The sequence below is a fragment of the Microbacterium sp. Z12_35 genome (assembly GCF_058310475.1).
In genome coordinates this window covers 347,423-369,272 of the sequence record NZ_JBZEGJ010000001.1, presented here as the reverse complement: position 1 = coordinate 369,272, position 21,850 = coordinate 347,423, and the positions used below count along the sequence as shown (strand labels likewise).

Annotated in this window: 16 protein-coding genes, 1 pseudogene and 2 riboswitches; of the genes and pseudogenes, 7 read left to right on the top strand and 10 right to left on the bottom strand. The window is 69.6% G+C overall.

Annotated features, from left to right (window positions below; genetic code table 11):
• Positions 1 to 5: 5 nt before the first annotated feature.
• The 3 genes and pseudogenes from AC4FS1_RS01880 to AC4FS1_RS01870 all read right to left on the bottom strand — a co-directional run.
• Positions 6 to 654 (bottom strand): annotated as a pseudogene (locus AC4FS1_RS01880) (AzlC family ABC transporter permease); the annotation flags it as partial.
• Between the two features lie 85 nt (positions 655 to 739).
• Positions 740 to 2,650 (bottom strand): translational GTPase TypA, encoded by a 1,911-nt coding sequence (gene typA / locus AC4FS1_RS01875; RefSeq protein ID WP_491152152.1) that lies wholly within the window; start codon positions 2,648 to 2,650, stop codon positions 740 to 742.
• Between the two features lie 89 nt (positions 2,651 to 2,739).
• Positions 2,740 to 4,506, bottom strand: coding sequence for a dipeptide ABC transporter ATP-binding protein (locus tag AC4FS1_RS01870; protein WP_491152150.1), 1,767 nt, complete (start codon positions 4,504 to 4,506; stop codon positions 2,740 to 2,742).
• Positions 4,507 to 4,540: 34 nt separating this feature from the next.
• Between AC4FS1_RS01870 and AC4FS1_RS01865 the strand changes: the two genes are divergently transcribed.
• Complete coding sequence (locus tag AC4FS1_RS01865; RefSeq protein ID WP_491152148.1) at positions 4,541 to 5,149, top strand: PH domain-containing protein; 609 nt, start codon at positions 4,541 to 4,543, stop codon at positions 5,147 to 5,149.
• A 10-nt stretch (positions 5,150 to 5,159) separates the two neighbouring features.
• Here AC4FS1_RS01865 and AC4FS1_RS01860 read toward each other — a convergent pair whose 3' ends face one another.
• From AC4FS1_RS01860 to AC4FS1_RS01850, 3 genes are all read right to left on the bottom strand, one after another.
• On the bottom strand, positions 5,160 to 6,353 hold the full coding sequence (locus tag AC4FS1_RS01860) for an ABC transporter permease (RefSeq protein ID WP_491152147.1): 1,194 nt from the start codon (positions 6,351 to 6,353) through the stop codon (positions 5,160 to 5,162).
• Entirely contained in the window at positions 6,353 to 7,870 is a 1,518-nt protein-coding gene (locus tag AC4FS1_RS01855; protein ID WP_491152145.1) for an ABC transporter permease, read from the bottom strand. Before AC4FS1_RS01855 ends, AC4FS1_RS01860 begins: the two co-directional genes overlap by 1 nt.
• Positions 7,871 to 8,046: 176 nt before the next feature.
• On the bottom strand, positions 8,047 to 9,873 hold the full coding sequence (locus AC4FS1_RS01850; protein ID WP_491152144.1) for an ABC transporter family substrate-binding protein: 1,827 nt from the start codon (positions 9,871 to 9,873) through the stop codon (positions 8,047 to 8,049).
• A gap of 170 nt (positions 9,874 to 10,043) precedes the next feature.
• On the opposite strand from AC4FS1_RS01850, the gene AC4FS1_RS01845 reads away from it, so the two are divergent.
• Together AC4FS1_RS01845 and AC4FS1_RS01840 are read left to right on the top strand one after the other, a co-directional pair.
• Complete coding sequence (locus AC4FS1_RS01845) at positions 10,044 to 10,856, top strand: CPBP family intramembrane glutamic endopeptidase (protein ID WP_491152142.1); 813 nt, start codon at positions 10,044 to 10,046, stop codon at positions 10,854 to 10,856.
• A gap of 185 nt (positions 10,857 to 11,041) precedes the next feature.
• The gene (locus tag AC4FS1_RS01840; RefSeq protein WP_491152141.1) at positions 11,042 to 12,016 is read left to right on the top strand and encodes a hypothetical protein; all 975 of its coding nucleotides are present in this window, start codon (positions 11,042 to 11,044) and stop codon (positions 12,014 to 12,016) included.
• A 96-nt stretch (positions 12,017 to 12,112) separates the two neighbouring features.
• Here AC4FS1_RS01840 and gcvP read toward each other — a convergent pair whose 3' ends face one another.
• The 4 genes from gcvP to AC4FS1_RS01820 form a co-directional block, all read right to left on the bottom strand.
• Positions 12,113 to 14,995, bottom strand: a complete 2,883-nt coding sequence (gene gcvP, locus AC4FS1_RS01835) for an aminomethyl-transferring glycine dehydrogenase (RefSeq protein ID WP_491152139.1) — start codon at positions 14,993 to 14,995, stop codon at positions 12,113 to 12,115.
• Entirely contained in the window at positions 14,992 to 15,378 is a 387-nt protein-coding gene (gcvH, locus tag AC4FS1_RS01830; protein ID WP_491152138.1) for a glycine cleavage system protein GcvH, read from the bottom strand. Before gcvH ends, gcvP begins: the two co-directional genes overlap by 4 nt.
• Positions 15,375 to 16,499, bottom strand: coding sequence for a glycine cleavage system aminomethyltransferase GcvT (gcvT, locus tag AC4FS1_RS01825; RefSeq protein WP_491152136.1), 1,125 nt, complete (start codon positions 16,497 to 16,499; stop codon positions 15,375 to 15,377). The genes gcvH and gcvT overlap by 4 nt, the downstream gene beginning before the upstream one ends.
• 46 nt (positions 16,500 to 16,545) lie before the next feature.
• A riboswitch (glycine riboswitch) is annotated at positions 16,546 to 16,657 on the bottom strand.
• A riboswitch (glycine riboswitch) is annotated at positions 16,658 to 16,752 on the bottom strand.
• Positions 16,753 to 16,824: 72 nt separating this feature from the next.
• Positions 16,825 to 17,997: a MarP family serine protease gene (locus tag AC4FS1_RS01820; protein ID WP_491152134.1), complete on the bottom strand. Its 1,173-nt coding sequence runs from the start codon at positions 17,995 to 17,997 to the stop codon at positions 16,825 to 16,827.
• Positions 17,998 to 18,176: 179 nt separating this feature from the next.
• Between AC4FS1_RS01820 and AC4FS1_RS01815 the strand changes: the two genes are divergently transcribed.
• Genes AC4FS1_RS01815 through nadC form a run of 4 tightly spaced genes read left to right on the top strand, consistent with a single transcriptional unit; the run spans position 18,177 to position 21,848 of the window.
• Positions 18,177 to 18,905, top strand: a complete 729-nt coding sequence (locus AC4FS1_RS01815) for an NUDIX hydrolase (protein ID WP_491152132.1) — start codon at positions 18,177 to 18,179, stop codon at positions 18,903 to 18,905.
• 11 nt (positions 18,906 to 18,916) lie between these two features.
• Positions 18,917 to 20,278 carry a quinolinate synthase NadA gene (gene nadA, locus AC4FS1_RS01810; RefSeq protein ID WP_491152131.1) on the top strand — a complete coding sequence of 454 codons (1,362 nt, stop codon included), beginning with the start codon at positions 18,917 to 18,919 and terminating at the stop codon, positions 20,276 to 20,278.
• Positions 20,275 to 20,997 (top strand): FAD-binding protein, encoded by a 723-nt coding sequence (locus AC4FS1_RS01805; protein WP_491152129.1) that lies wholly within the window; start codon positions 20,275 to 20,277, stop codon positions 20,995 to 20,997. Before nadA ends, AC4FS1_RS01805 begins: the two co-directional genes overlap by 4 nt.
• Positions 20,991 to 21,848 (top strand): carboxylating nicotinate-nucleotide diphosphorylase, encoded by an 858-nt coding sequence (nadC, locus tag AC4FS1_RS01800; RefSeq protein WP_491152127.1) that lies wholly within the window; start codon positions 20,991 to 20,993, stop codon positions 21,846 to 21,848. Before AC4FS1_RS01805 ends, nadC begins: the two co-directional genes overlap by 7 nt.
• The last annotated feature ends 2 nt before the right edge of the window (positions 21,849 to 21,850 follow it).

Genomic DNA, 21,850 nt, shown 5'->3' with positions numbered 1-21,850 from the left:
TCGGAGCGACCGAGCCAGTTGAACCAACCCGACCACGATCGCCACCACCGCCGCGACGATCACGGGAAGCCCCGGCAGGAGCGCCGGAGTCAGGACGGCGGCGATGACCGCGGCGGCGACCCCGACCGCGATCGCCTGGCGTCCGCGCAGACGCGGCCACAGGAGCGCCAGGAATGCCGCGGCCGCCGCGGCATCGAGCCCGTATTGGCGTGGATCGCCCAGCACGTCGCCCAGGAGAGCGCCGATCAGGGTGGACAGATTCCACCCGATGTAGATTCCGACGCCGGTCACCCAGAAGCCGAGCGTCCGCGCGCGAGCATCGGTCTGTGCGAGGGAGACCGCGGTCGATTCGTCGATCGTGAACTGGGTCGCGCCGGCCCGGCGCCAGAACCCGCGGCCGATCACCGGTGACATCCGCATGGCGTAAGCCGCGTTGCGGACGCCCAGGAGCGCCGAGGAGGCGATCGCGGCCGGTGCCGCGGCAAGCCCTCCTGCCCCGACGACGCCGACGAAGGCGAACTGCGATCCTCCGGTGAACATGAACAGACTCAGCACGCACGTCTGCCAGACGTCGAGGCCGGATGCGACGGCCAGGGCGCCGAACGACACTCCGTACGCGCTGGTGGCCAGGGAGACCGCGACTCCCTGCCGGATCGCCCGGCGCCGCTCCTCGGCCGGTTCGAGCGGAGGCGGAGCAGTCACTCGCCCGAGCCTACCCACGCCCCGGCGACGCGGGGGGTCAGACGTTGGCGTCCTGCCGCTTCAGGCGCGACGCGTTGCGGCCGCGCTCGGTCGCGTCGAGAACGACCTTGCGGATGCGCACCTTCTCCGGAGTGACCTCGACGCACTCGTCCTCGCGGGCGAACTCCAGGCTCTCCTCCAGCGACAGCTGGCGCGGCGGGGTCATCGACTCGAACGTGTCGGAGGTGGACTGACGCATGTTCGTCAGCTTCTTCTCCTTCGTGATGTTCACGTCCATGTCGTCGTTGCGCGAGTTCTCCCCGATGACCATGCCCTCGTAGACCTCTTCGGTCGGCTGCACGAAGAACGACATGCGCTCCTGCAGCGCGATGATCGCGAAGGGAGTGACGACCCCCGAGCGGTCGGCGACGATCGACCCGTTCTGACGCGTGACGATCTGACCCGCCCAGGGCTCGTAGCCGTGGGAGATGGCGTTGGCGATACCGGTGCCGCGGGTCGTGGTGAGGAACTCCGTGCGGAAGCCGATGAGGCCGCGTGAGGGGACGACGAATTCCATCCGGACCCAGCCCGTGCCGTGGTTCGTCATCGACTCCATGCGCCCCTTGCGGGTCGCGAGCAGCTGCGTGATGGCGCCGAGGTACTCCTCGGGGGCGTCGATGGTCAGGTGCTCGAACGGCTCGTACGTCTTGCCGTCGATCTTCTTGGTGACCACCTGGGGCTTGCCCACGGTCAGTTCGAACCCTTCGCGACGCATGTTCTCCACGAGGATGGCGAGGGCGAGCTCACCACGGCCCTGCACCTCCCACGCATCCGGGCGACCGATGTCCACGACCTTGAGCGAGACGTTGCCGATCAGCTCGCGGTCGAGGCGATCCTTGACCAGACGCGCCGTGAGCTTGTGCCCCTTGACCTTGCCGGCCAGGGGCGAGGTGTTGGTGCCCACCGTCATGGAGATGGCCGGCTCGTCGACGTGGATCTGCGGCAGGGGGCGCACATCTTCCGGGTCGGCGATCGTCTCACCGATCGTGATGTCGGGGAACCCGGCGATGGCGACGATGTCACCCGGGCCGGCGCTCTCGGCGGGGTAGCGCTCGAGGGCACGGGTCTTGAGCAGCTCGGTGATGCGGGCGCTGCTGACGGTCCCGTCCGCGCGGACCCACGCGACGGTCTGACCCTTCTTCAACGTGCCGTTGAACACGCGCAGGAGCGCGAGGCGGCCGAGGAACGGGCTGGAGTCGAGGTTGGTGACCCACGCCTGCAGCGGCGCCTCGTCATCGTAGGCGGGTGCGGGAACGTGCTCGAGGATCGCCTCGAACAACGGCTCCAGGTCGTCGTTGTCGGGAAGGCTGCCGTTTTCGGGACGGTTGCGCGACGCCGCGCCGGCACGGCCGGACGCGTATACGACGGGCACGTCGAGAAGAGCGTCGACATCGAGGTCGGGCACGTCGTCGACCAGGTCGGAGGCGAGTCCGAGGAGCAGGTCATGGCTTTCCGCCTCGACCTCGGCGATGCGCGCGTCGGGGCGGTCGGTCTTGTTGACCAGCAGGATGACGGGAAGCTTGGCCTCCAGGGCCTTGCGCAGCACGAAGCGGGTTTGCGGGAGGGGACCCTCCGAGGCATCCACCAGCAGCACGACGCCGTCGACCATCGACAGCCCGCGCTCGACCTCGCCACCGAAGTCGGCGTGACCGGGGGTGTCGATGACGTTGATCGTCACCGGGGTTTCGCTGTGCTTGCCGGAGTAGGTGATCGCCGTGTTCTTGGCGAGGATTGTGATGCCCTTTTCGCGCTCCAGGTCGTTGGAGTCCATGGCGCGCTCCTCCATGTGCTCGTGAGAGCCGAAAGAGCCGGTCTGGCGCAACATGGCGTCCACGAGCGTCGTCTTGCCGTGGTCGACGTGCGCGACGATCGCGACGTTGCGCAGATCGGAACGGAGGGCATGCGCCATGAAGGTGTCCTTGAAAGTTTCGGGGTGCGCCCGGAATCGGGCGACCTCATTCTACCGGCGCAGGGCTGTGCGGCGGCTGCACCCGGATTTCAGGATGCTTCGCCGTCGCTCAGCACGAGCTTTCGCGCCGCCCGCCGAGCAGCCTGCTCCTCCGGATCGGGCACCGGAACCGCCGCGATGAGCCGGCGCGTGTACGCCTCGCGGGGACTCCGCAGGATCTGCTCGCGGGTTCCCTGCTCGACGATGCGACCCCGGTGCATGACCGAGATGCGGTGGGCGAGGATGTCCACGACCGCGAGGTCGTGGCTGACGAAGAGGCACGCGAACTGCAGCTGCTCCTGCAGTTCCTGCAGCAGGTCGAGGAACCGCGCCTGGACGGAGACATCCAGCGCGGAGGTCGGCTCGTCGGCGACGAGCAGTTCCGGCGCGAGCGCGAGCGCCCGGGCGATACCGACACGCTGGCGCTGACCGCCGGAGAGCTCGTGCGGGAAGCGGTTGCGATACGACGCCGGCAGCTCGACCTGCGTGAGCAGCTCCTCCACGCGCTTGTCGAGAGCTTTGCCCTTGGCCTCTCCTGCCAGCAGGATCGGCTCCCCGATGGACTGCCCGATGGGCATGCGGGGGTTCAGCGACGACGCCGGGTCCTGGAAGACGATGCCGGTGCGCCGCCGGATGGCGAACAGGTCCTTCTGGGTGGCGTGGGAGATGTCGGTGCCCACCGTGGTGAGCGTTCCCTCCGCGATGGGCAGCAGTCCGATCGCGGCGCGGCCGAGCGTGGTCTTGCCCGAGCCCGATTCGCCGACCAGACCCATGATCTCGCCGGGGTAGATGTCGAGGGTGATGTCCTCCGCCGCGCGGAAGGCGGGGATGCGCCCGCGCTTGGGGTACTCGATGGCCACGTCGCGGAAGCTCAGCACCGGGGTGCGCCCGGCAGCGATCTGCGGCGAGCGGTCGACGGCCACCGTTCCGTGTCCCTCGACCGCGGCGACGAGGTCATCGACGTCCGCGACGCCCTGCCCGAGGTGCGGGACGGCGGCCAGCAGCGACTGCGTGTAGGGATGCTGCGGGGCGTGGAAGATCTCGTCGACCGTGCCGGACTCGACCACGATGCCGTTCTTCATCACCATGATGCGGTCGGCGAGGTCGGCCACGACCCCCATGTCGTGGGTGATCAGGATGATCGCCGAGTCCAGCCGCTTGTGGAGGTTCCGCAGCAGATCCAGGATCTCGGCCTGCACCGTGACGTCGAGAGCCGTGGTGGGCTCGTCTGCGATCAGCAGCAGCGGGTCGCACGAGATGGACTGCGCGATCATGGCACGCTGACGCTGACCACCGGAGAGCTGGTGCGGGTACTTGTTGTAGCTCTGCTCGGGGTTCGGCATCTCCACCAGACGGAGCAGCTCGATCGCCTTTTCCTTCGCGTCCGACGGCGGCAGCATCCGATCGTGGGAGCGCAGCGCCTCGCTGATCTGGAACCCCACCGTGTAGACGGGGTTCAGCGCGGTCATGGGCTCCTGGAAGATCGCGGCGATCTCGTTGCCGCGAAGGCTCCGCATCACCGCGTCCTCGACCCCGCGCAGTTCCCGGCCGAGCAGTTTGATGGATCCCGTGACACGTGCGTTGTCGGGGAGCAGGCCGAGCAGCGCCATCGAGCTGGTGCTCTTGCCCGACCCGGACTCGCCGACGATGGCGAGCACCTCGCCGCGGCGGACGACGTAGCTCATGTCCACTGCCGCGGGGTAGAACTGCCCCTCGACCCAGAAGTCCACTCCCAGGCGGTCGACCTCGAGGATCGTCTCGGGAAGCGCGGCGTGCACGGCAGCGATCGTCGGGTCGATGTTGGTGGTGTCAGTCATGTGAGGTGTTCCCATCCCTGAGAAGCTTGAAGTCATGTCGTTCCAACAGGTGACCTACCGGTCCGTCCCCGCCCGCGTGCTGGCCGCGCTCACCATTGCCGTATGTGCGGGCGGGATCGTGGCGATCGCGTGGCAGGACCCGCTGGCGGCGCTCCGCTATGGCTGGGCGCTGGTGCTGATCGCCGTGGCCGCGTGGGCGCTGTTCTGGCGCCCCTCGCTCTCGGTCGAAGAGCACGGGATCACCGTCGTGAACGTGCTGCGCACGTTCTTCGTGCCGTGGCCGGCGATCGAGCGCGTCGAGACGCGGTTCTCCCTGACGTTGCACACGGCCGAAGGAAAGGTGCCGGTGTGGGTGAGCCCCGCGCCCGGTCGCCACCGCGCACTCGGCTTGGCGCGGTCGGACTTCGACGGGGTCACCGAGTCGGCGCGGGGGCTGCGAGGAAGTCTCCGCCCGAGCGACGCCCTGACCACGACCTCCGGGGGCCTCGCGCACGTCATCCGTCGGCATTGGGAAGACCTCCGCGATGCCGGCATGTTCGCGGCCGGTCGCGAGCCCGATGCCGCGCGCGTCACGTGGCACACGGGCACGATCGCCGCCCTGGCGGTATCCGCCGCCGCCACCGCCGCGGGTCTGCTTCTGTAGCAGGGGCACGTCACCGCTCCGGATCGAAGGGTTCGCGTCGCCCGTCGCCCGGCTCTTCCGGCCGGGGGTCGTGGTAGTTCGTCACGTCGCCGGTGAACACCGCCTCACCGCCGACGGTGACGGTCGCGACGTGATCTTCGGCCGGAGCCACCGGGGCAGGACCGGCCGCGCGAGCGGCGCGGGCCATCGCCCGTTCGCTCGGCATCTTCTTCTGGCGCGGGTCGAACGCGTCCCGCAGGCCGTCGCCGATGAAGTTGACGCACAGGGCGATCGCGATGATGAAGATGCCCGGCCACCAGAACAGCCACGGCCGCGTGGAGAAGGCCGCCTGGTTCTCCGAGACGATCTTCCCGAGCGAGGTGTCGGGGTTCACGACGCCGAAGCCCAGGTAGCTCAGTGCCGACTCGAGCAGGATCGCGCCGGCCATGAGCAGCGTCGCGTTCACGACGATGACGCCCACCGCGTTGGGGAGGATGTGCCGGAAGATGATGCGCCGGTCGCGCGCGCCGGACACGCGCGCAGCATCCACGAATTCCCGCTCGCGCAGCGACAGGAACTCGCCCCGCACGAGTCGCGCCATGGACGTCCACGCGAACAGGCCGATCACGATGCCGAGAACCGCGGCGCCGAGGTTCCCGAACGCGTGGCCCAGCACGGCGCCGATCACGATCAGCGGGATGGTGATGATGACGTCGGTGAAGCGCATCAGGGCCGAGTCCACGCCGCGGCGGTAGTAGCCCGCGAGAGCTCCGATGACGACGCCGATGACGGTCGCAACGACACCGGCGAGCACCATCACCATGAGTGACTGCTGTGCGCCGCGCATGACGACCGCGAAGATGTCGCGGCCGACCTCATCCTGGCCGAAGGGGTGGTTGCCGACCTGGATCCCGGGACCCCCGAGGAACTCGGGGATGATGCTGAGCGTCGGCCGCCCGCCGTTCTCCTGGCCGGGGATCTGATCCCAGCTGTAGGGCCACCATCCATGGATGCGAATGCCCCACAGGTTCACGCCCACCGACGTGAACGACAGCAGGACGATGAAGGCCAGCACGATGATCGCGGCCACCGCGGCACGGTGACGGAAGAAGCGCCGACGGACGATCTGCCCTTGGCTGAGGCCTTCGGTCTCCTTCTGCTCGATGGAGATCTCGGCCTTGGCCTGCGCGTCGCGGTCGTCGATGGGGGGTGTTGTGGTGGTCATCAGGACACCTTGATCCGGGGGTCGAGCGCCGCGTAGAGAAGGTCGGCGACCAGGTTGAAGAACACCGCAAGGGCACCGGTCACGACGAAGAACGCCATCACCGGATTCAGGTCCGAGTGCGCCAGCCCGTCGACGAAGAGCCGGCCCATGCCGGTCCATCCGAAGACGGTCTCGGTCACGACCGCGCCGCCCACGATGGCACCCACGTCGAACGCGATGATCGTCGTGATCGGGATGAGCGCGTTGCGGAACGCGTGCCGCACGATCACCGTGCGCTGCGTGAGGCCCTTCGACCGTGCGGTGCGGATGTAGTCCTGGTTCATCACCTCCAGCAGGCTCGCGCGGGAGTACCGCGTGTAGCTGGCGAAGGAGATGAGGATGATGGCGATCGTCGGCAGCAGGAGATGGGTATAGAGGTCGATGCCCTGCACCCAGAAGTTGCCGCCGAGGCTCGGCGTCTGCGAACCGACCGTGGCGATCGGGCGCCCGCGCACGCGCGACGAGGCCGAGTACGCGGCCCAGTAGGACATGAACTTGTCCAGCGCGACGAGACCCGCGATCAGCACACCCGACAGGATCGCGGCGCGGATGACCGGAGGACGGTCCGCTCCTCCGAGCGCCCAGCCGATGACGCCGCACACGACCACGGTCAGGAGCGCGTACCCCAGGAACAGCCACAGCGTCATGCCGTTGAGGAGGAAGTTCACCATCGGGAAGTACATCGCGAGGCCGATCGCGGCCGTCGCGAGTGAGGCGTACAGGGCGCGCCGGTTACGCAGACCCGTGGTGACGGCGGTGACACCGACGGCGATGCCGAGAGCGAGGATCGCGAACACCACGATCCCGATGCTCGGCTGGGCGAACCACTGCGTCGCGGAAAGGTAGGCGAGGACTCCCCCGGTGGCGACCGCCGAGACAGCGAAGACGATCACGCGCCGCTTCCATCGGCCGCCGATGACCGACATCCACAGCAGGCCCGCGACGAGCGCGATGAGGATGATCGCCGGTACGGCGATCGTGGGCTCTGCGAGCCAGTTGTTGATCTGGATGGCGCCGTACTGCTTGAGCAGCACCGCCACCCAGAAGACCGGGAGGGAGAAGAAGAGGAAGGAGGTCAGGGTGACCGTGTAGTCGAAGCCGGTGTACTGGCGGAGCGCCGAGATGATGCCGACGATGATGCCCAGGACGATGGCCACGACGGTGGCGATCGTGACCAACGTCAGCGTTGACGTGATCGCGTTGGACAGCAGGGCATTGACCTGTTGGTTCTGGACGCTGACGCCCAGGTCGCCGCGGAACAGTCCCCCGAGCCACAGGAAGTACCGCAGGGGCGGGGGAACGTCGAGGTTGAGCAGCTTGATGCGGGACTCGATCAGCTGCTCTTTGTTGGGTGCGTTGCTCTCCCTCAGGTCCTGCAGGGGGTCACCCGAGTAGGCCGTGAGGATGTACATCAAGAAGGTGGCGGCGAACAGGACGAAGATCGATGCGATCAGCCGCCGAACGATGAATGAAGCCATGGTGTGGCTGCCTGCCTATCGGTCCGGATCAGCGTCATACGCTGCCGCAGGTTGTTCCCGCGGCAGCGTATTCGACGGGGAAAGTGTACGCGGTCGGGGTGGGGACCCCTGCGGACCCCCACCCCGCTGACGTTTCGGCCTGGTTGGTGCTCAGCCGATGCTGTCAGTGTTCGCGATCACTCGCTGTCTGCGACGCTCCAGTCCCAGGCGTTCCAGAAGATGGTCGGCGCCAGGATCGAGGGGTCGATGCCCTCGACGCGGTCGCTGATCGCCGTCACGCTCGGGAACTGGAAGATGGTGACTCCGTAGAAGTCCTCCCACAGCAGCCGGTCGGCCTCGATCATGAGCTCCTGCTGCGCGTCCGCGTCGAACTCGCTCGAAATCTCCGCGCCGATCTCGTCCATGCGGGGGTTCGAGTAGAAGTTCAGGTTGTTGATGCCGCCGGTCTCGAAGTTGGCGACCCAGTCGGTCACGCCCAGGCTCGTGGACTGCCAGCCGAACAGCGAGGCGTCATAGGCGCCCGGCGTGCCCAGGAGGCCACCCCACTCGGTCGAACCGCAGTCCGTCACGTTGAAGCCGGCGGAGTTGGCCGACTGCTGGATGAGCGCGAACTCGTTCACGCGGCGCGGGTTGTTGCTCGCGTACAGGATGCAGACCGACGTGTCGGTCACACCGGAGGAGGCCAGCAGCTGCGTGGCGCCTTCGATGTCGACCTCGGCGTAGGCTTCGGACCCGTTGTCGGCGACGGCCTCGTCGTAGCCCTCGGCGCCCGGGACGAAGATCTGCGAGCCACGGAGGGTGGCGTCGTCACCGATGATCGGCTTGATCAGGGTGTCGAGGATCTCCTGACGCGGGATCGTCTTCATGAACGCCTCACGCACCTGCGGGTTCGAGAAGATGTTCTCCGGGTTCTTGCCCTGGTCGAACTGCAGATCGACGTGCTCGTACGTGCCTTCGAGGCCGGTCTGCACCGTGATGCCGTCGATGCCCTCGAGCGCGGTCGTCAGGTCGGCGGTCGCCTGCGGCGAGATCACGTCGACCTCCCCGTTCTCCAGCGCCTGGACAGCGGCGAGCGGGTCCGGGATGAACCGGATGGTGATCTCCTCGACGTTCGGCGCGTTGTCGCCGTTGTACTCCGGGTTGGCCGTGAGCGTCACGAACTGATCGGCTTCGAAGTCGCTGATCATGTACGGGCCGCTGGCGGTCACCAGGTCGGTGTCCTCCGGCATCTCGGTGAAGTTGAAGCCGGCGTTCCAGAATGCGGAGATCGAAGCCAGGGCCTCGGCATCCTCGTTCTCGATCGCGTCGAGGACGGCCTGCTTGGCTTCCTCGGCGTCGTCGATGCCGAGGGCCTTCTCCGCCACGATGTGCGCGGGAAGCGGCGCGGTGAAGGCGAGCTCCCAGTCGACGTACGGGGCGTCGTAGGTCATCGTGATCGAGCGGCCGTCTTCGCTGACCTCCGGCGTCTGGCTGACCAGACCGAAGCGCGAGCCCGGCTGCGCACCGGAGTCGAAGTACACGACGTCGGTCGGGAACGCGTCGGTGAACTCGCCCGTCTCCGGGTCGGTGAACTCCGCCGGGTCGAACTCGGGCGTGTCGAGCCCCCGGGACAGGGCGGCCCAGTTGAGCAGAAGGTCAGCCGCGTCGACCGGCGTGCCGTCGGACCAGTTCACGTCCTCATTGATCGTGTACGTGACGGTCAGCGGGTCTTCGCTGACGAGCTCGTAGCTGCCGAAGGACGTGTTCTCCACGAGCTCCGGGGTGTTGTTGTAGTAGTTGAAGCCGTCCAACACCAGGTAGTTGATGTTGTTGTTGGCCGTGGCGTTACCGAACGACGTGTTGCCGTTCATCGAGTAGAACGCCTGGTTCCACGCGGCGGTGATCGAGGAGCCCTCGACGAGGCCCGAGTCGTCGTTGCTGCTACCAGCAGCCGAACAGCCCGAGATCGCCAGAGCTCCTACCGCGGTCAGAGCGACCGCAGCCGAGAGGCGCGTTGCTTTCACTGATTCCTCCTGTGCAAGGGGTGATGCGCCCGCCCAGGAGACAGAGCTATCCGGGGGGCGCGGATAGGGAAACTGTAGGGATGGGTGGAGGGTTGGTCAAAACCTCTGTGGAAAACGTTACATACCCTTAACTCGCGGGGAACGGCGTGTGGCAATCTGACAAGGTGCGAGTGTCGAGCGCAGTGGTCGGGTCGGGCTTCCCCGCAGCCCTCGATCCCGCGGACCGCGATGCCCGCGTTCGCCTGCGCTGGGAGGTCGGGCTGGTGCTCGCCGTCAGCGTCGGCCAGTCCGCGCTGTATGCGGTGCTCTCCCTTGTCCGCGCCTCGCTGCGAACCACCCCTCTGGGGCAGCAGCAGACCCAGCTCAACCCGGCGCGCGACGCCGAGGCCGCGTGGGACGCGCTCTACCGGTTCCTCGACATCGCCTTCTCGCTCGCCATCGTCGCGCTGGTCGTTTACCTGCTCTGGGAGCCGGGAGGTAACGCACTCCGCCGTATCGGACTGGATTTCCGGCGCTTCGGCGGAGATCTCGGCCGCGCAGCGCTCGTGGGCGTGGTCATCGGCATCCCGGGGCTCGGGCTTTATGCCGTTGCGCGCATGCTCGGGTTGAACGTCGCGGTCGTCGCATCCCCGCTGGATACGGCGTGGTGGGTGGTTCCCCTGCTCGTCCTCGCCGCGGTGCGGGCCGGGCTGACGGAGGAGGTCATCCTCCTCGGGTACCTCTTCGATCGGCTGCGGCGCCTGGGCTGGTCGTGGTGGGGCATCATCCTGGCCACCGCCGCGCTGCGCGGCGCCTATCACGCGTACCAGGGCTACGGCGCGATCCTCGGGAACTTCCTCATGGGCGTGGTGTTCGGCTGGTGCTACCGCCGGTGGGGCCGCGTGATGCCGCTCGTGATCGCGCACACCCTGATCGACATCGTCGCCTTCGTCGGTTATCCCCTCGCCGCCTCCCTCTGGCCCACCGTCTTCGCCCCCGCCTAACCCGCCCCAGGGCCGCGAGACTGCATCTCCGCCACGAGACAGCCGCCGTCGTACGCGGTCTCGTGGCGGAGGTGCAGTTTCGCGGCTGGCGCCCACCTCTCCTCCCCAGGGCGGCGGACGCGAGACCGATCCACAGGATGCGATTCCCCCCGCGGGGGGCGGGCGCGGCGGCGGATGCTGGGGCCATGATCCCCGTTCTTCCGCTCTCCCAGCGGCTCGTTCCCGCCCCCGTGCCGCTCCTGCGGGCCGGCGACCGGCCAGGTATGCGGCTCGACCGCGAGGCCGCAGCCGGCCGGCTCGTGCTCGTCCGCCCGGGCGTGTACGCGCCGGCCGACCCGTGGCGGTCCCTGCCGCCGTGGGACCGCTATCTTGCGCGCGTCCACGCGGCGGCGCTGACGCACCCGGATGGGATCTTCTGCCTCGAGTCGGCCGCCGCCCTGCTCGGTCTGCCGGTCTTCGGCGAGCCGCCGTTCGTCCATCTCCTCAGCTCGACCGCCACGTCCCGCGAATCGGCGGGCATCCGCACGCACTCCACCTCCGACTCGCGGGAGATCGTGGATATCGGCGGCATCCTCGTGACCGCACCGACCGAGGTGGCCGTGGATGTGGCTCGCGCTCGGCATGCGGGCCTCGCCCTCGCCGTGGCCGACGCGGTGCTGCGCGCCGAACCGACCGCCAGCGTCGAGCAGCTCGTCGCCCGCAACGAGGCGCGCTCCAGCAGCCGTGGCCGCCACCGCGCCCGATGGGCGCTGCACCGCGCCGACGCGCGGGCGGAGAGCCCGCTGGAATCGGTGAGCCGTGCGGTCATCGAGTGGCTCGGCTTCCCGCCGCCCGACCTGCAAGCCGTGGTCACGACGGCCCACGGGGAGTACGCGCTCGACATGCTGTGGAGGCACGTGCGGCTCGGCGGCGAAACGGACGGGCGCGCGAAGTACGGCGGACGCTACGGCGACCCCGCGGAGGTCGTGTGGAAGGAGAAGCGGCGGGAGGACGAGCTGCGACGTCACCTCGCGAGTCTGGCCCGGTGGGGCTGGCCGGAGCTGCAAGAGCCGATGACCCTGCGCCGCATCCTCATCGTCGGCGGGCTACAACCCATCGCGCCGATGCGCACGGACGAGCTCTTCTCGCTGCGGGCAGCCCTCTTCGCCGTCCCCCGGTGAGACCGCACCACCGCCACGAGACCGCATCCATCGCACGCGGTCTCGTGGCGGAGATGCAGTCTCGCGGTCCGCCGGGGCCCGGGGGGACAGGCGGGGCTAGGCGAAGGCCTCGACCGGCGGGCAGGCGCACACGAGGTTGCGATCGCCGTAGGCCTGGTCGATCCGCCGCACCGGGGGCCAGTACTTCGTCCGCACGAGGGAGCGCACGGGGTACACCGCGACCTCCCGCGAGTACGGGTGCGTCCACTCGCCCGCCACGACCGACTCGGCCGTGTGCGGAGCATTCGTCAGCGGATTGTCCTCGGCAGGCCACGCCCCCTCCGCCACGGCGTGCGCCTCGGCGTGGATGGCGATCATCGCCTCCACGAATCGGTCGAGCTCGCCGATGTCTTCCGACTCGGTCGGCTCCACCATGAGCGTCCCGGCGACCGGGAACGACATCGTCGGCGAGTGGAATCCGTAGTCGATCAGCCGCTTGGCCACGTCGTCGACGGTGATCCCGGTCTCCTCCCGCAACGGACGAAGATCGAGGATGCACTCGTGCGCGACGAGGCCTCCCTCCCCCGCGTACAGCACGGGGAAGTGGTCGCGCAGGCGCGCGGCGATGTAGTTCGCGCTGAGAACAGCGGATGCGGTGGCATCCCGAAGCCCCTCGGTGCCCATCATCCGCACATAGGCCCAGGAGATCGGCAGGATGCCGGCCGATCCGTGCGGCGCGGCGGAGATCGGACCGCCGTCGAAGACGCCGCCCGCATGATCGGCGCGCTGCGAGAACGGATGCGACGGAAGATGGGGCACGAGGTGCGCCTTCGCCGCGACCGGCCCGACACCCGGGCCGCCCCCGCCGTGCGGGATCGCGAACGTCTTGTGCAGGTTCAGGTGCGACACGTCGCCGCCGAGCTCACCGAATCGCGCGTATCCGAGCAGCGCGTTGAGGTTGGCTCCGTCGACATACACCTGCCCGCCGGCGTCGTGCACGGCCTGCGTGATCTCCAGGACGTCATGCTCGTACACGCCGTGGGTCGACGGGTACGTGATCATGAGCGCCGCGAGCTGCTCCTCATGCGCGGCGATCTTCGCGCGCAGGTCGTCCAGGTCGACGTTCCCCGCCTCGTCGCACGCCACCACGACCACGCGCATGCCGGCGAGCACCGCGGATGCGGCGTTGGTGCCGTGCGCGGAGGACGGGATGAGGCACACCACCCGGTCGAGATCGCCGTTCGCCCGGTGGTATCCGCGGATGGCGAGGAGCCCGGCGAGTTCGCCCTGCGAGCCGGCGTTGGGCTGCAGCGACACCGCGTCGTAACCGGTCACCTCGGCCAGCCACCGCTCGAGCTGCTCGATCATGGCGAGGTAGCCGAGGACGTCGTCTTCGGGGGCGAACGGGTGAACGCGGGCGAACTCGGGCCACGACACGGCGGCCATCTCGGTGGCGGCATTGAGCTTCATCGTGCACGAGCCGAGCGGGATCATCCCGCGGTCCAAGGCGTAATCGCGGTCGGCGAGGAGCTTGAGGTATCGCATCATCGCCGTCTCGCTCCGGTGTGCGGAGAACACCGGATGCGTCAGGTATTCGTCCGCGCGACGAAGCGACGACGGCACGGCGCGCACGGGCTCGGCCTCGCCGTATGCCAGGCTCCGGTCGTCCGTTTCGGGCAACCCGAAAGCCGCCGCGACCGCCGCGAGATCCTCGGCCGTGGTGGTCTCGTCGACCGACACGCCCACCGTCGCGTCATCCACCCACAGCAGCTGGTATCCGCGGTCGCGCGCACGGCGCACGACGTCTTCCGCACGTCCGGGCACCGAGACGCGGATGGTGTCGAAGAACGCGTCCGCGGCGAGAGTCAGGTCGTAGCCCCGGAGCGTCTCGGCGAGCGCTTCGGCCTTGCGCGCGACGCCGGTCGCGATCGCCTTCAGCCCGTCGGGCCCGTGGTAGACGGCGTACATGGCCGCCATCACGGCCAGTAGCACCTGCGCGGTGCAGATGTTCGACGTGGCCTTCTCGCGGCGGATGTGCTGCTCCCGCGTCTGCAGCGACAGGCGATAGGCGGGATGCCCCGCCGCATCCTGCGACACCCCCACCAGTCGTCCGGGCAGCTGCCGCTCGAGCCCGGCCCGTACGGCCATGTATCCCGCGTGCGGCCCGCCGAACCCGAGGGGCACGCCGAAGCGCTGGGTCGTCCCCACCGCGACGTCGGCGCCGAACGTGCCCGGCGAACGCAGCAGGGTGAGGGCGAGGAGGTCCGCGGCGACGACGACCAGTCCCCCCTGCCCGTGGACGGCCTCCACGACCGCCGCCGGATCCCAGACCCGCCCGGAGGCGCCGGGGTATTGGATGAGCGCGCCGAACGCGTCCTCGTCCACCGGGTGAACCGACAGATCGCTCTCGCGCAGCTCGATCCCGACCGCCTCGGCCCGGTGCCGGAGGAGCGCCTTGGTCTGCGGCAGCGCGTCGGCATCGACGAGGAAGACGTTCGAGCGTGATTTCGCCGCGCGGCGGGCCAGCAGCATCCCCTCGACCACCGCGGTGGACTCGTCCAGCATCGACGCGTTCGCCGTCGCGAGCCCGGTGAGGTCGCTGACCATCGTCTGGAAGTTGATGAGCGCTTCGAGGCGCCCCTGCGAGATCTCCGGCTGGTACGGCGTGTAGGCGGTGTACCAGGACGGGTTCTCCAGCACGTTCCGCGCGATGACCGACGGCGTGAACGTGTCGTAGTAGCCCAGCCCGATCATGGGCCGCGCCGTGCGGTTCTGTGAGGCCAGGACGCGCAGCTCAGCGAGGGCTTCGGCCTCGGTGGCGGCGGGCGGGATGTCGCTGGTGGGCCGGTCGGCCGTGTGGATGGAGGCGGGTACGGCGGTCCGCACGAGGTCGTCGACGCTGTCGTAGCCGAGGACATCCAGCATGCGGCGCTGCGCTGCGGCATCGATCCCGATGTGCCGATCGGCGAAGACGGGAATGCGGGCGGCGGATGCGGTCATGCGTCGTCGCCGCCCGTCAGCTTCGTGTACGCGTCGCGATCGAGGAACCCGGATTCCTCGACCGATCCGACTCGGATTCTCACGAGCCACCCCTCGCCGTACGGGTCGGAATTGACCAGCGACGGGTCGGCCACCACGGCGTCGTTGACCGCGACGACCTCCCCCGCCAGCGGCGCGTACAACTCGCCCACCGACTTGGTGGACTCGATCTCGCCGCACACTTCACCGGCGGCCACGCTCGCCTCGGGCGCGGGGAGGTCGACGAACACGACATCGCCGAGCTGGTCGGCGGCGAAGGCCGTGATTCCGACCGTGGCCACGTCGCCCTCGAGGGCGATCCACTCGTGTTCGGCGGTGTATTTGAGCGAGTCCAGGTCGGTCATTTCTTCCTCCGGTAAAAGGGCAGGGCGGTCACGGTCGCGGGGATGCGGGTCCCCCGCACGTCGAGAAGAAGGTCGGTGCCGGTCGCGCTGACGCCCGGCTCGACGAAGGCGAGAGCGATGGGATGCCCCAGCGTCGGGCTGAGCGCACCGCTGGTGATCTCGCCCACGAGCCGGTCACCGTCGTACACGGCGTATCCCGCCCGCCCGGCCCGGCGGCCCTCCGAGACGAGTCCGACGAGCACGCGGGCGTCGGCGGATGCTGCGGCCTCCAGGCCTGCCTTGCCGACGAAGTCGTCCTTGTCGGCGGCGACGACCCGACCGAGCCCGGCCTGTGCCGGCAGGATGTCGCGGGTCAGCTCGTGCCCGTACAGCGGCATCCCGGCCTCCAGGCGCAGCGTGTCGCGGGCGGCAAGACCGGCAGGCACCAGGCCGAAGGGCTCACCGGTGGTGAGCAGCGCGTCCCACAGCGCGCCGGCCGCCTCGACGGGGGCGACGACTTCGAACCCGTCTTCCCCGGTGTAACCGGTGCGGGCGAGGTGCACGGTCACGGGGTCCGCCCCGGGCGCGGTGAAGACGGCGTGCGCCATGCGGTAGTACTTCTGCTCCGCGAGAGGGAGCGAGAGGTCGGTGAGTCCCGGAACGGCGGCGAGGATCTCCGCGGCCCGCGGACCCTGCACGGCGATCAGCGCGGTCTGATCGGTCTCGTCGGTGACGGCGACATCGAACCCCGCGGCGCGTTCGATGAAGGCCTGGGCCACCGCATCCCGGTTGCCGGCGTTGGCGATGACGAGGAAGTGCTCGGCGCCGTGACGGTAGACGATCACGTCGTCGACGATGCCGCCGGAGGGGGTGAGGACGAGCGAGTACTTCGCCTGGTCGTCGGCGAGCGCCGACATCCTGCCCGCCAGCGCGTAGTCCAGGAAGGCTGCGGCGTCGGTGCCGCGCACGTCGACCTCGGCCATGTGCGAGATGTCGAACAGGCCGGCGGCCGAGCGGACCGCGTGGTGCTCGGCGAGGTCGGAGCTGTAGCGCACGGGCATGAGCCATCCACCGAAGTCGGTGAAGGAGGCACCGAGGGCGTCATGTCGGTCGTGGAGCACGGTCCTGCGGGGGTCTGGCATGAGTTCTCCCGTTCGCGGATCGGGCAGACACCGGACGGTGTCTGTGAACTCCCCCTCTGTCATCGGCCTGAGAGTTTCGCCGGCGCATCCGATCGGATGCGGGGGCTTTCACCGTCGGCGGACCGGGGCGGTGCATCCCGATCGCTTTCCAGAGTGGCCGAACCCGCGCGGTACGCGGACCTGAGAGATTGGCGGGGAGGCTTGCTCCTTCGGTGCCCGGCAGCGTGCGCCGGGGCTCTCCCGCGGGGGTCGAGGCCGATATTCGGTTGTCGGCCGGAGCCGGCGGCCGCCCGAGGGCGCCCTGCGCGGCCAGCTTAGCGCGCGGTCATCGCCGGCAGGAGCCCGAGGGCACTGCTTCCTCGAAAGTGCCGAGTTGCGCGATCACCGGATTCAGTTCGGTCGGGGTCATCGCGTAGCCGACCTCCTCTCCGGCGTCGGAGCGGGCGAAGACCACCCCCGCCACCTGCCCGTCGGGCGTGAGAACCGGCCCGCCGGAGTTTCCCGGCTGCACGGTTGCGGCGAGGGCGTAGATCTCGCGCAGTGCGGTGGACGAGTCGGAGATGTCGGGCACCGCGACGGTTCCGATCGACACGACGTGCGCGGGGCCCGATGTGAACGGTCCTCCGTGGGGGTATCCCTGCACGACGGCGGCCGCGCCGACGGGCAGCGCCGGAGAAATGCTCAGCGGCTCGGCGCCGAGATCGTCGACGGCGACCACCGCCAGATCGTCGACGGGGTCGAAGTAGACCACGCGCCCGTCGCGCGCGGGCTCGCCGGGAAGTTCCACCACGGGCTGTTCGACGCCGGCCACTACATGGGCGTTCGTGACGAGCAGGTGCGGCGCCACGGCGAATCCGGTGCCGCTCGCGGTGATGCCGCACGCGTACGCGACTCCGGTGATCTTCGCGACCGACTGCGCCGCACGCGCCAGGTCCGGGTCATCCAGCGCGATATCGGGCGCGCTGGGCGTCACCGCGGGTTCGAGCAGGCGACCGAGGGTCGGCAGGCCCTCTTCGAACATCGACCCGCGCAGCTGGGCGAGCGCCGCCTGCACGGGCGCGGGGGTCATCGCGTCGATCGTCTGCAGGAGCCTCGAGGAGGCCAGGGCGCTGGAGACCACGGGGGTGCCCGTCGAGATCAGTGCGCCGCCCACGAAGGAGATCGCCAGCACGGCGGCCAGACCGCTGACGACGCCGCCGAGGATCCGCTCGGGGATCCGCAGACGGATGCGGTCCACCCCGCGGCGCAACGAGCGGCCGATCGCAGAACCCACCGCCGCGCCCAGGAGAAGGAGGAAGATTCCGCTCGCGGCGACTGCGAGCGTGCGCCACGCCGCGACGGGAACCCACCCACCGACGAGCGGCATGACCCAGTAGGCGGCGACGGCACCGGCGGCGAGCCCGAGGAACATCCCGACGCTGGCGAGGAAGCCACGCCGGACGCCGATGAGGACCGCGATCGCCAGCAGCACGATCAGCAAGACGTCCACGAGCAGCACGCCATCACGCTAGGCGGGAATCCTGGGAACCTCCCCCGTCGAGTCGCCACGTTCCGTCGTTTATCGGGCGGATTCCCGACGTTTGTTGGCGAGTCGACGGGCCAACGGGGGCGAGGCGGGCGGACGCGATTGCGCTTCGAGTCACGATGACACTAAGATCGCCCCGAGTAAAGGTCACTATGACACAAACCAGCGCATCCCGTCCCGGCGTCGCCGACGCCCGCGTCGCCGTGTCCACTGTGATCTTCAGCCTCCGGCGCCGGACCGAAGACGACGTCGCCGCACTCGTCCTCCCGCTCGTGCGCCGCACCCGTGAACCGTACGACGGCGCGTGGGCGCTTCCCGGTGGATGGCTGGACCCGGCGGAGAGCCTGGATGCAGCGGCCTCGCGCACGCTCGCCGAGACCACGGGCCTCACCCCCAGCTACCTCGAGCAGCTGTACGCGTTCGGGGCGGTGGACCGCTCGCCGACGCGTGTGGTGTCGATCGTGTACTGGGCGCTCCTTCGTGCCGACGAGGTCGATGCACAGGTGGGCGCGCACGCCGAGGCCGGCGACGCGCCCGAGAACGTCGAGTGGTTCGAAGCGGCGAGCCTCCCGCGGCTCGCGTTCGATCACAACGACATCGTCGAGTACGCCCTGTGGCGCCTGCGCAACAAGGTGGGCTACAGCCGCATCGCCCACGGGCTCCTCCCCGCCGAGTTCACCCTGGCAGAGCTGCGCGAGGTCAACGAGTCCATCCTCGAGCGGCGCCTCGACCCGGCCAACTTCCGCCGCCAGGTGGAAAGCTCCGGCACCCTCATCCCGACCGAGCGCTTCCGCACCGGGAGCCACCGCCCCGCCCGCCTGTACCGCTACAACCGGGACGTCGAGCTCGCCGACCGCGGGACTCTGACGATCCGCAACTGATCGGACCCGACATGCCCGCCACGCGGCTGACCCCCCGCCCGCTCGATCCGTCGGTCGATCACGAGATCCAGGCGATCGTCACCGGCGCCTCGACCGCCTCCACGTGTACCACCGACCTCGCCGCGGGCCCCTGGGCCTTCGACGTACGGCCCGGCTACGGCCCCGGCGCATCGATGGGCGACGTGATCCCGACCGGAGCGCCGCGTCAGGGCGAGCTTCCCGCGGAGTACCGCGACGCGTCCGCCGACGACCTGGACCACCGCATCCGCGTCGCCAAGGCCACCCTCGGCGACCGCGTGATGGTCCTCGGCCACTTCTACCAGCGGGAAGAGGTCATCCGGCACGCCGACTACGTGGGCGACTCGTTCCAGCTGGCGAACGCCGCACAGGCGCATCCGCACGCGGAGGCCATCGTCTTCTGCGGCGTGCACTTCATGGCCGAGACCGCCGACCTCCTCTCCCGGCCCGACCAGGCCGTCATCCTGCCGAACCTCGCGGCCGGCTGCTCGATGGCCGACATGGCCGACATCGACCAGGTCGAGGAGTGCTGGGAGCAGCTCGAGGAGATCCTGGGCGACCTCGACTCCCCCGGGCCCGACGGTCTCGTGCCCATCGTCCCCGTGACGTACATGAACTCCTCGGCCGCGATCAAGGGATTCGTCGGCCGCCACGGCGGCATCGTGTGCACGTCGTCCAACGCCCGCACGGTTCTCGAGTGGGCGTTCGCACGCGGCCGCCGCGTGCTGTTCTTCCCCGACCAGCACCTGGGACGGAACACGGCGAAGGCCATGGGCGTACCGCTCGAGCAGATGCCGATGTGGAACCCGCGCCGTCCCCTCGGCGGCAACGACGCGGCCGCGCTCGAGGACAGCCGGGTCATCCTGTGGCACGGCTTCTGCTCGGTGCACCGTCGCTTCACGGTCGATCAGATCACCCAGGCCCGCACCGAGCACCCCGGCGTGCGCGTGATCGTGCACCCCGAGTGCCCGATGGACGTCGTGGGTGCGGCGGACGAGGCCGGCTCGACCGACTACATCCGCAAGGCCATCGCGGCGGCGACCGAGCCCACCACCTTTGCGATCGGCACCGAGGTCAACCTCGTGCAGCGCCTGGCTGCGGAGCATCCTCAGCACGAGATCTTCTGCCTCGACCCGGTCGTGTGCCCGTGCTCGACGATGTACCGCATCCATCCCGGTTACCTGGCTTGGGTGCTGGAGTCCCTCGTCCGCGGCGAGGTGCGCAACCGCATCACGGTGCCGTTCTCGGTGTCGGAGCCCGCGACCGTCGCCCTCGAGCGGATGTTGGCGGCCAAGCCTCCGGCCGCTGCCACGGACGCCGCGCCGTCCCTGAGCCTGTCGGACGGCGCGTCATGACGACGGCACCGCACGTCATCGTCGCCGGCACCGGCATCGCCGGACTCGTCGCGGCGCTGCACGCGCACGAGACGGGATGCCGCGTGGTGCGGGCGAGGGGTCTGGACTGGGCGACGACCCCCATTCCGGTGACCCCCGCCGCGCACTACCTCATGGGCGGCGTCGTGACCGACCTGCACGGGCGTACCACGGTTCCGGGCCTCTATGCGGTCGGCGAGGTCGCCCGCACCGGCGTGCACGGCGCCAACCGGCTCGCCTCCAATTCGCTGCTGGAGGGCGCGGTGTTCGGCGCGCGCGCGGGCGACGTGCTCGCCGCCGACGCCGCATCCGGGGGCTGGCCTGTGCCCGCATCAGGAGATGCGGCGGACACAGGCGGTTCTGTCGCGGAACGTCCTGCGTACGCGAAAACGCCTGATCTCGCCGCGCCGGAGGAGCCGTTCTCCCGGGCTGCCTTGCAGCGGCTCATGTGGGGCGACGCCGGACTCGTCCGAACCGGCGTCGGGCTCGCGCACGCGGCATCCGTGCTGGCGGGATGGCGTGCCGCCCTGCCGTCCGACGCCGGGACAGTGCACGCGCTCGAAGACCGCAACCTCCTTCTCGTGGCCGAGCACCTGATCGCGGCCGGCCGCGCGCGCCGGGGATCGGTCGGCGCCCACTTCCGCGCGGATGACCGCGCCGGTGTCCAGAACGAACTCGCAGGGGCAGGTGCCGCATGCTGACGCGCACGATCATCGAACGCACCGTCGCCGCCGCGCTCGAGGAGGACGCGCCGTGGGGCGACGTCACGAGCGCGACCCTCATCGTGGACACGGCGGTCGCACGCGCCGAACTGATCGCGCGCGAGCCGGGCGTCTTCAGCGGCGGGGACGTCTTCACGGCCGCGTTCACGCTGACCGACCCCCGCATCCGCGTCGATCTCCTCGTGGAAGACGGCGAGTACTTCGACGCCGGCGCGACGCTCGCCCTCGTCTCCGGTCCTGCCCGCGGCGTCCTCACCGCTGAGCGCATCGGGCTGAATTTTGTGCAGCGGATGGCGGGGATCTCCACGCTCACCGCCCAGTACGTCGCCGAGGTCGCTCACACCGGCGCGCGCATCGCGGACACCCGCAAGACCACCCCGGGCCTCCGGGCCTTCGAGCGTCACGCCGTGCGGATGGGCGGCGGCCACAACCACCGATACTCGCTCTCGGACGCCGTCATGGTGAAGGACAACCACCTCGCCGTCCTCGCCCAGAAGGGCGTATCGGTGACGGCCGCACTGCAGGGGGCGATCGCCCAGCTGCCGCACACCACCCACGTGGAGGTCGAGGTCGACCGGCTCGATCAGGTGGAAGCCGTCCTCGCGGCCGGCATCGGCACGATCATGCTCGATAACTTCTCGCTCGCCGATCTCCGGACCGGCGTCGCGCAGGTGGGCGGCCGGGCGATCGTGGAGGCATCCGGCGGCGTCGACCTCTCCACCGTCCGTGCGATCGCCGAGACGGGCGTCGACGTCATCTCCGTGGGGGCGCTCACCCACTCCGCTCGAGCGCTCGACCTCGGCCTGGACGTCTTCGTCGACGCGGGATGAGC

Bases quoted from the DNA above. Each gene is read 5' to 3' on its own strand.
- AC4FS1_RS01840 (WP_491152141.1), top strand. From the start codon at position 11,042: ATGATCCCCGTTCTTCCGCTCTCCCAGCGGCTCGTTCCCGCCCCCGTG.
- AC4FS1_RS01805 (WP_491152129.1), top strand. From the start codon at position 20,275: ATGACGACGGCACCGCACGTCATCGTCGCCGGCACCGGCATCGCCGGA.
- nadC (WP_491152127.1), top strand. From the start codon at position 20,991: ATGCTGACGCGCACGATCATCGAACGCACCGTCGCCGCCGCGCTCGAG.
- AC4FS1_RS01865 (WP_491152148.1), top strand. From the start codon at position 4,541: ATGTCGTTCCAACAGGTGACCTACCGGTCCGTCCCCGCCCGCGTGCTG.
- nadA (WP_491152131.1), top strand. From the start codon at position 18,917: ATGCCCGCCACGCGGCTGACCCCCCGCCCGCTCGATCCGTCGGTCGAT.
- gcvP (WP_491152139.1), bottom strand. From the start codon at position 14,995: ATGACCGCATCCGCCGCCCGCATTCCCGTCTTCGCCGATCGGCACATC.
- gcvH (WP_491152138.1), bottom strand. From the start codon at position 15,378: ATGACCGACCTGGACTCGCTCAAATACACCGCCGAACACGAGTGGATC.
- AC4FS1_RS01815 (WP_491152132.1), top strand. From the start codon at position 18,177: ATGACACAAACCAGCGCATCCCGTCCCGGCGTCGCCGACGCCCGCGTC.
- typA (WP_491152152.1), bottom strand. From the start codon at position 2,650: ATGGCGCATGCCCTCCGTTCCGATCTGCGCAACGTCGCGATCGTCGCG.
- gcvT (WP_491152136.1), bottom strand. From the start codon at position 16,499: ATGCCAGACCCCCGCAGGACCGTGCTCCACGACCGACATGACGCCCTC.
- AC4FS1_RS01855 (WP_491152145.1), bottom strand. From the start codon at position 7,870: ATGGCTTCATTCATCGTTCGGCGGCTGATCGCATCGATCTTCGTCCTG.
- AC4FS1_RS01870 (WP_491152150.1), bottom strand. From the start codon at position 4,506: ATGACTGACACCACCAACATCGACCCGACGATCGCTGCCGTGCACGCC.
- AC4FS1_RS01860 (WP_491152147.1), bottom strand. From the start codon at position 6,353: ATGACCACCACAACACCCCCCATCGACGACCGCGACGCGCAGGCCAAG.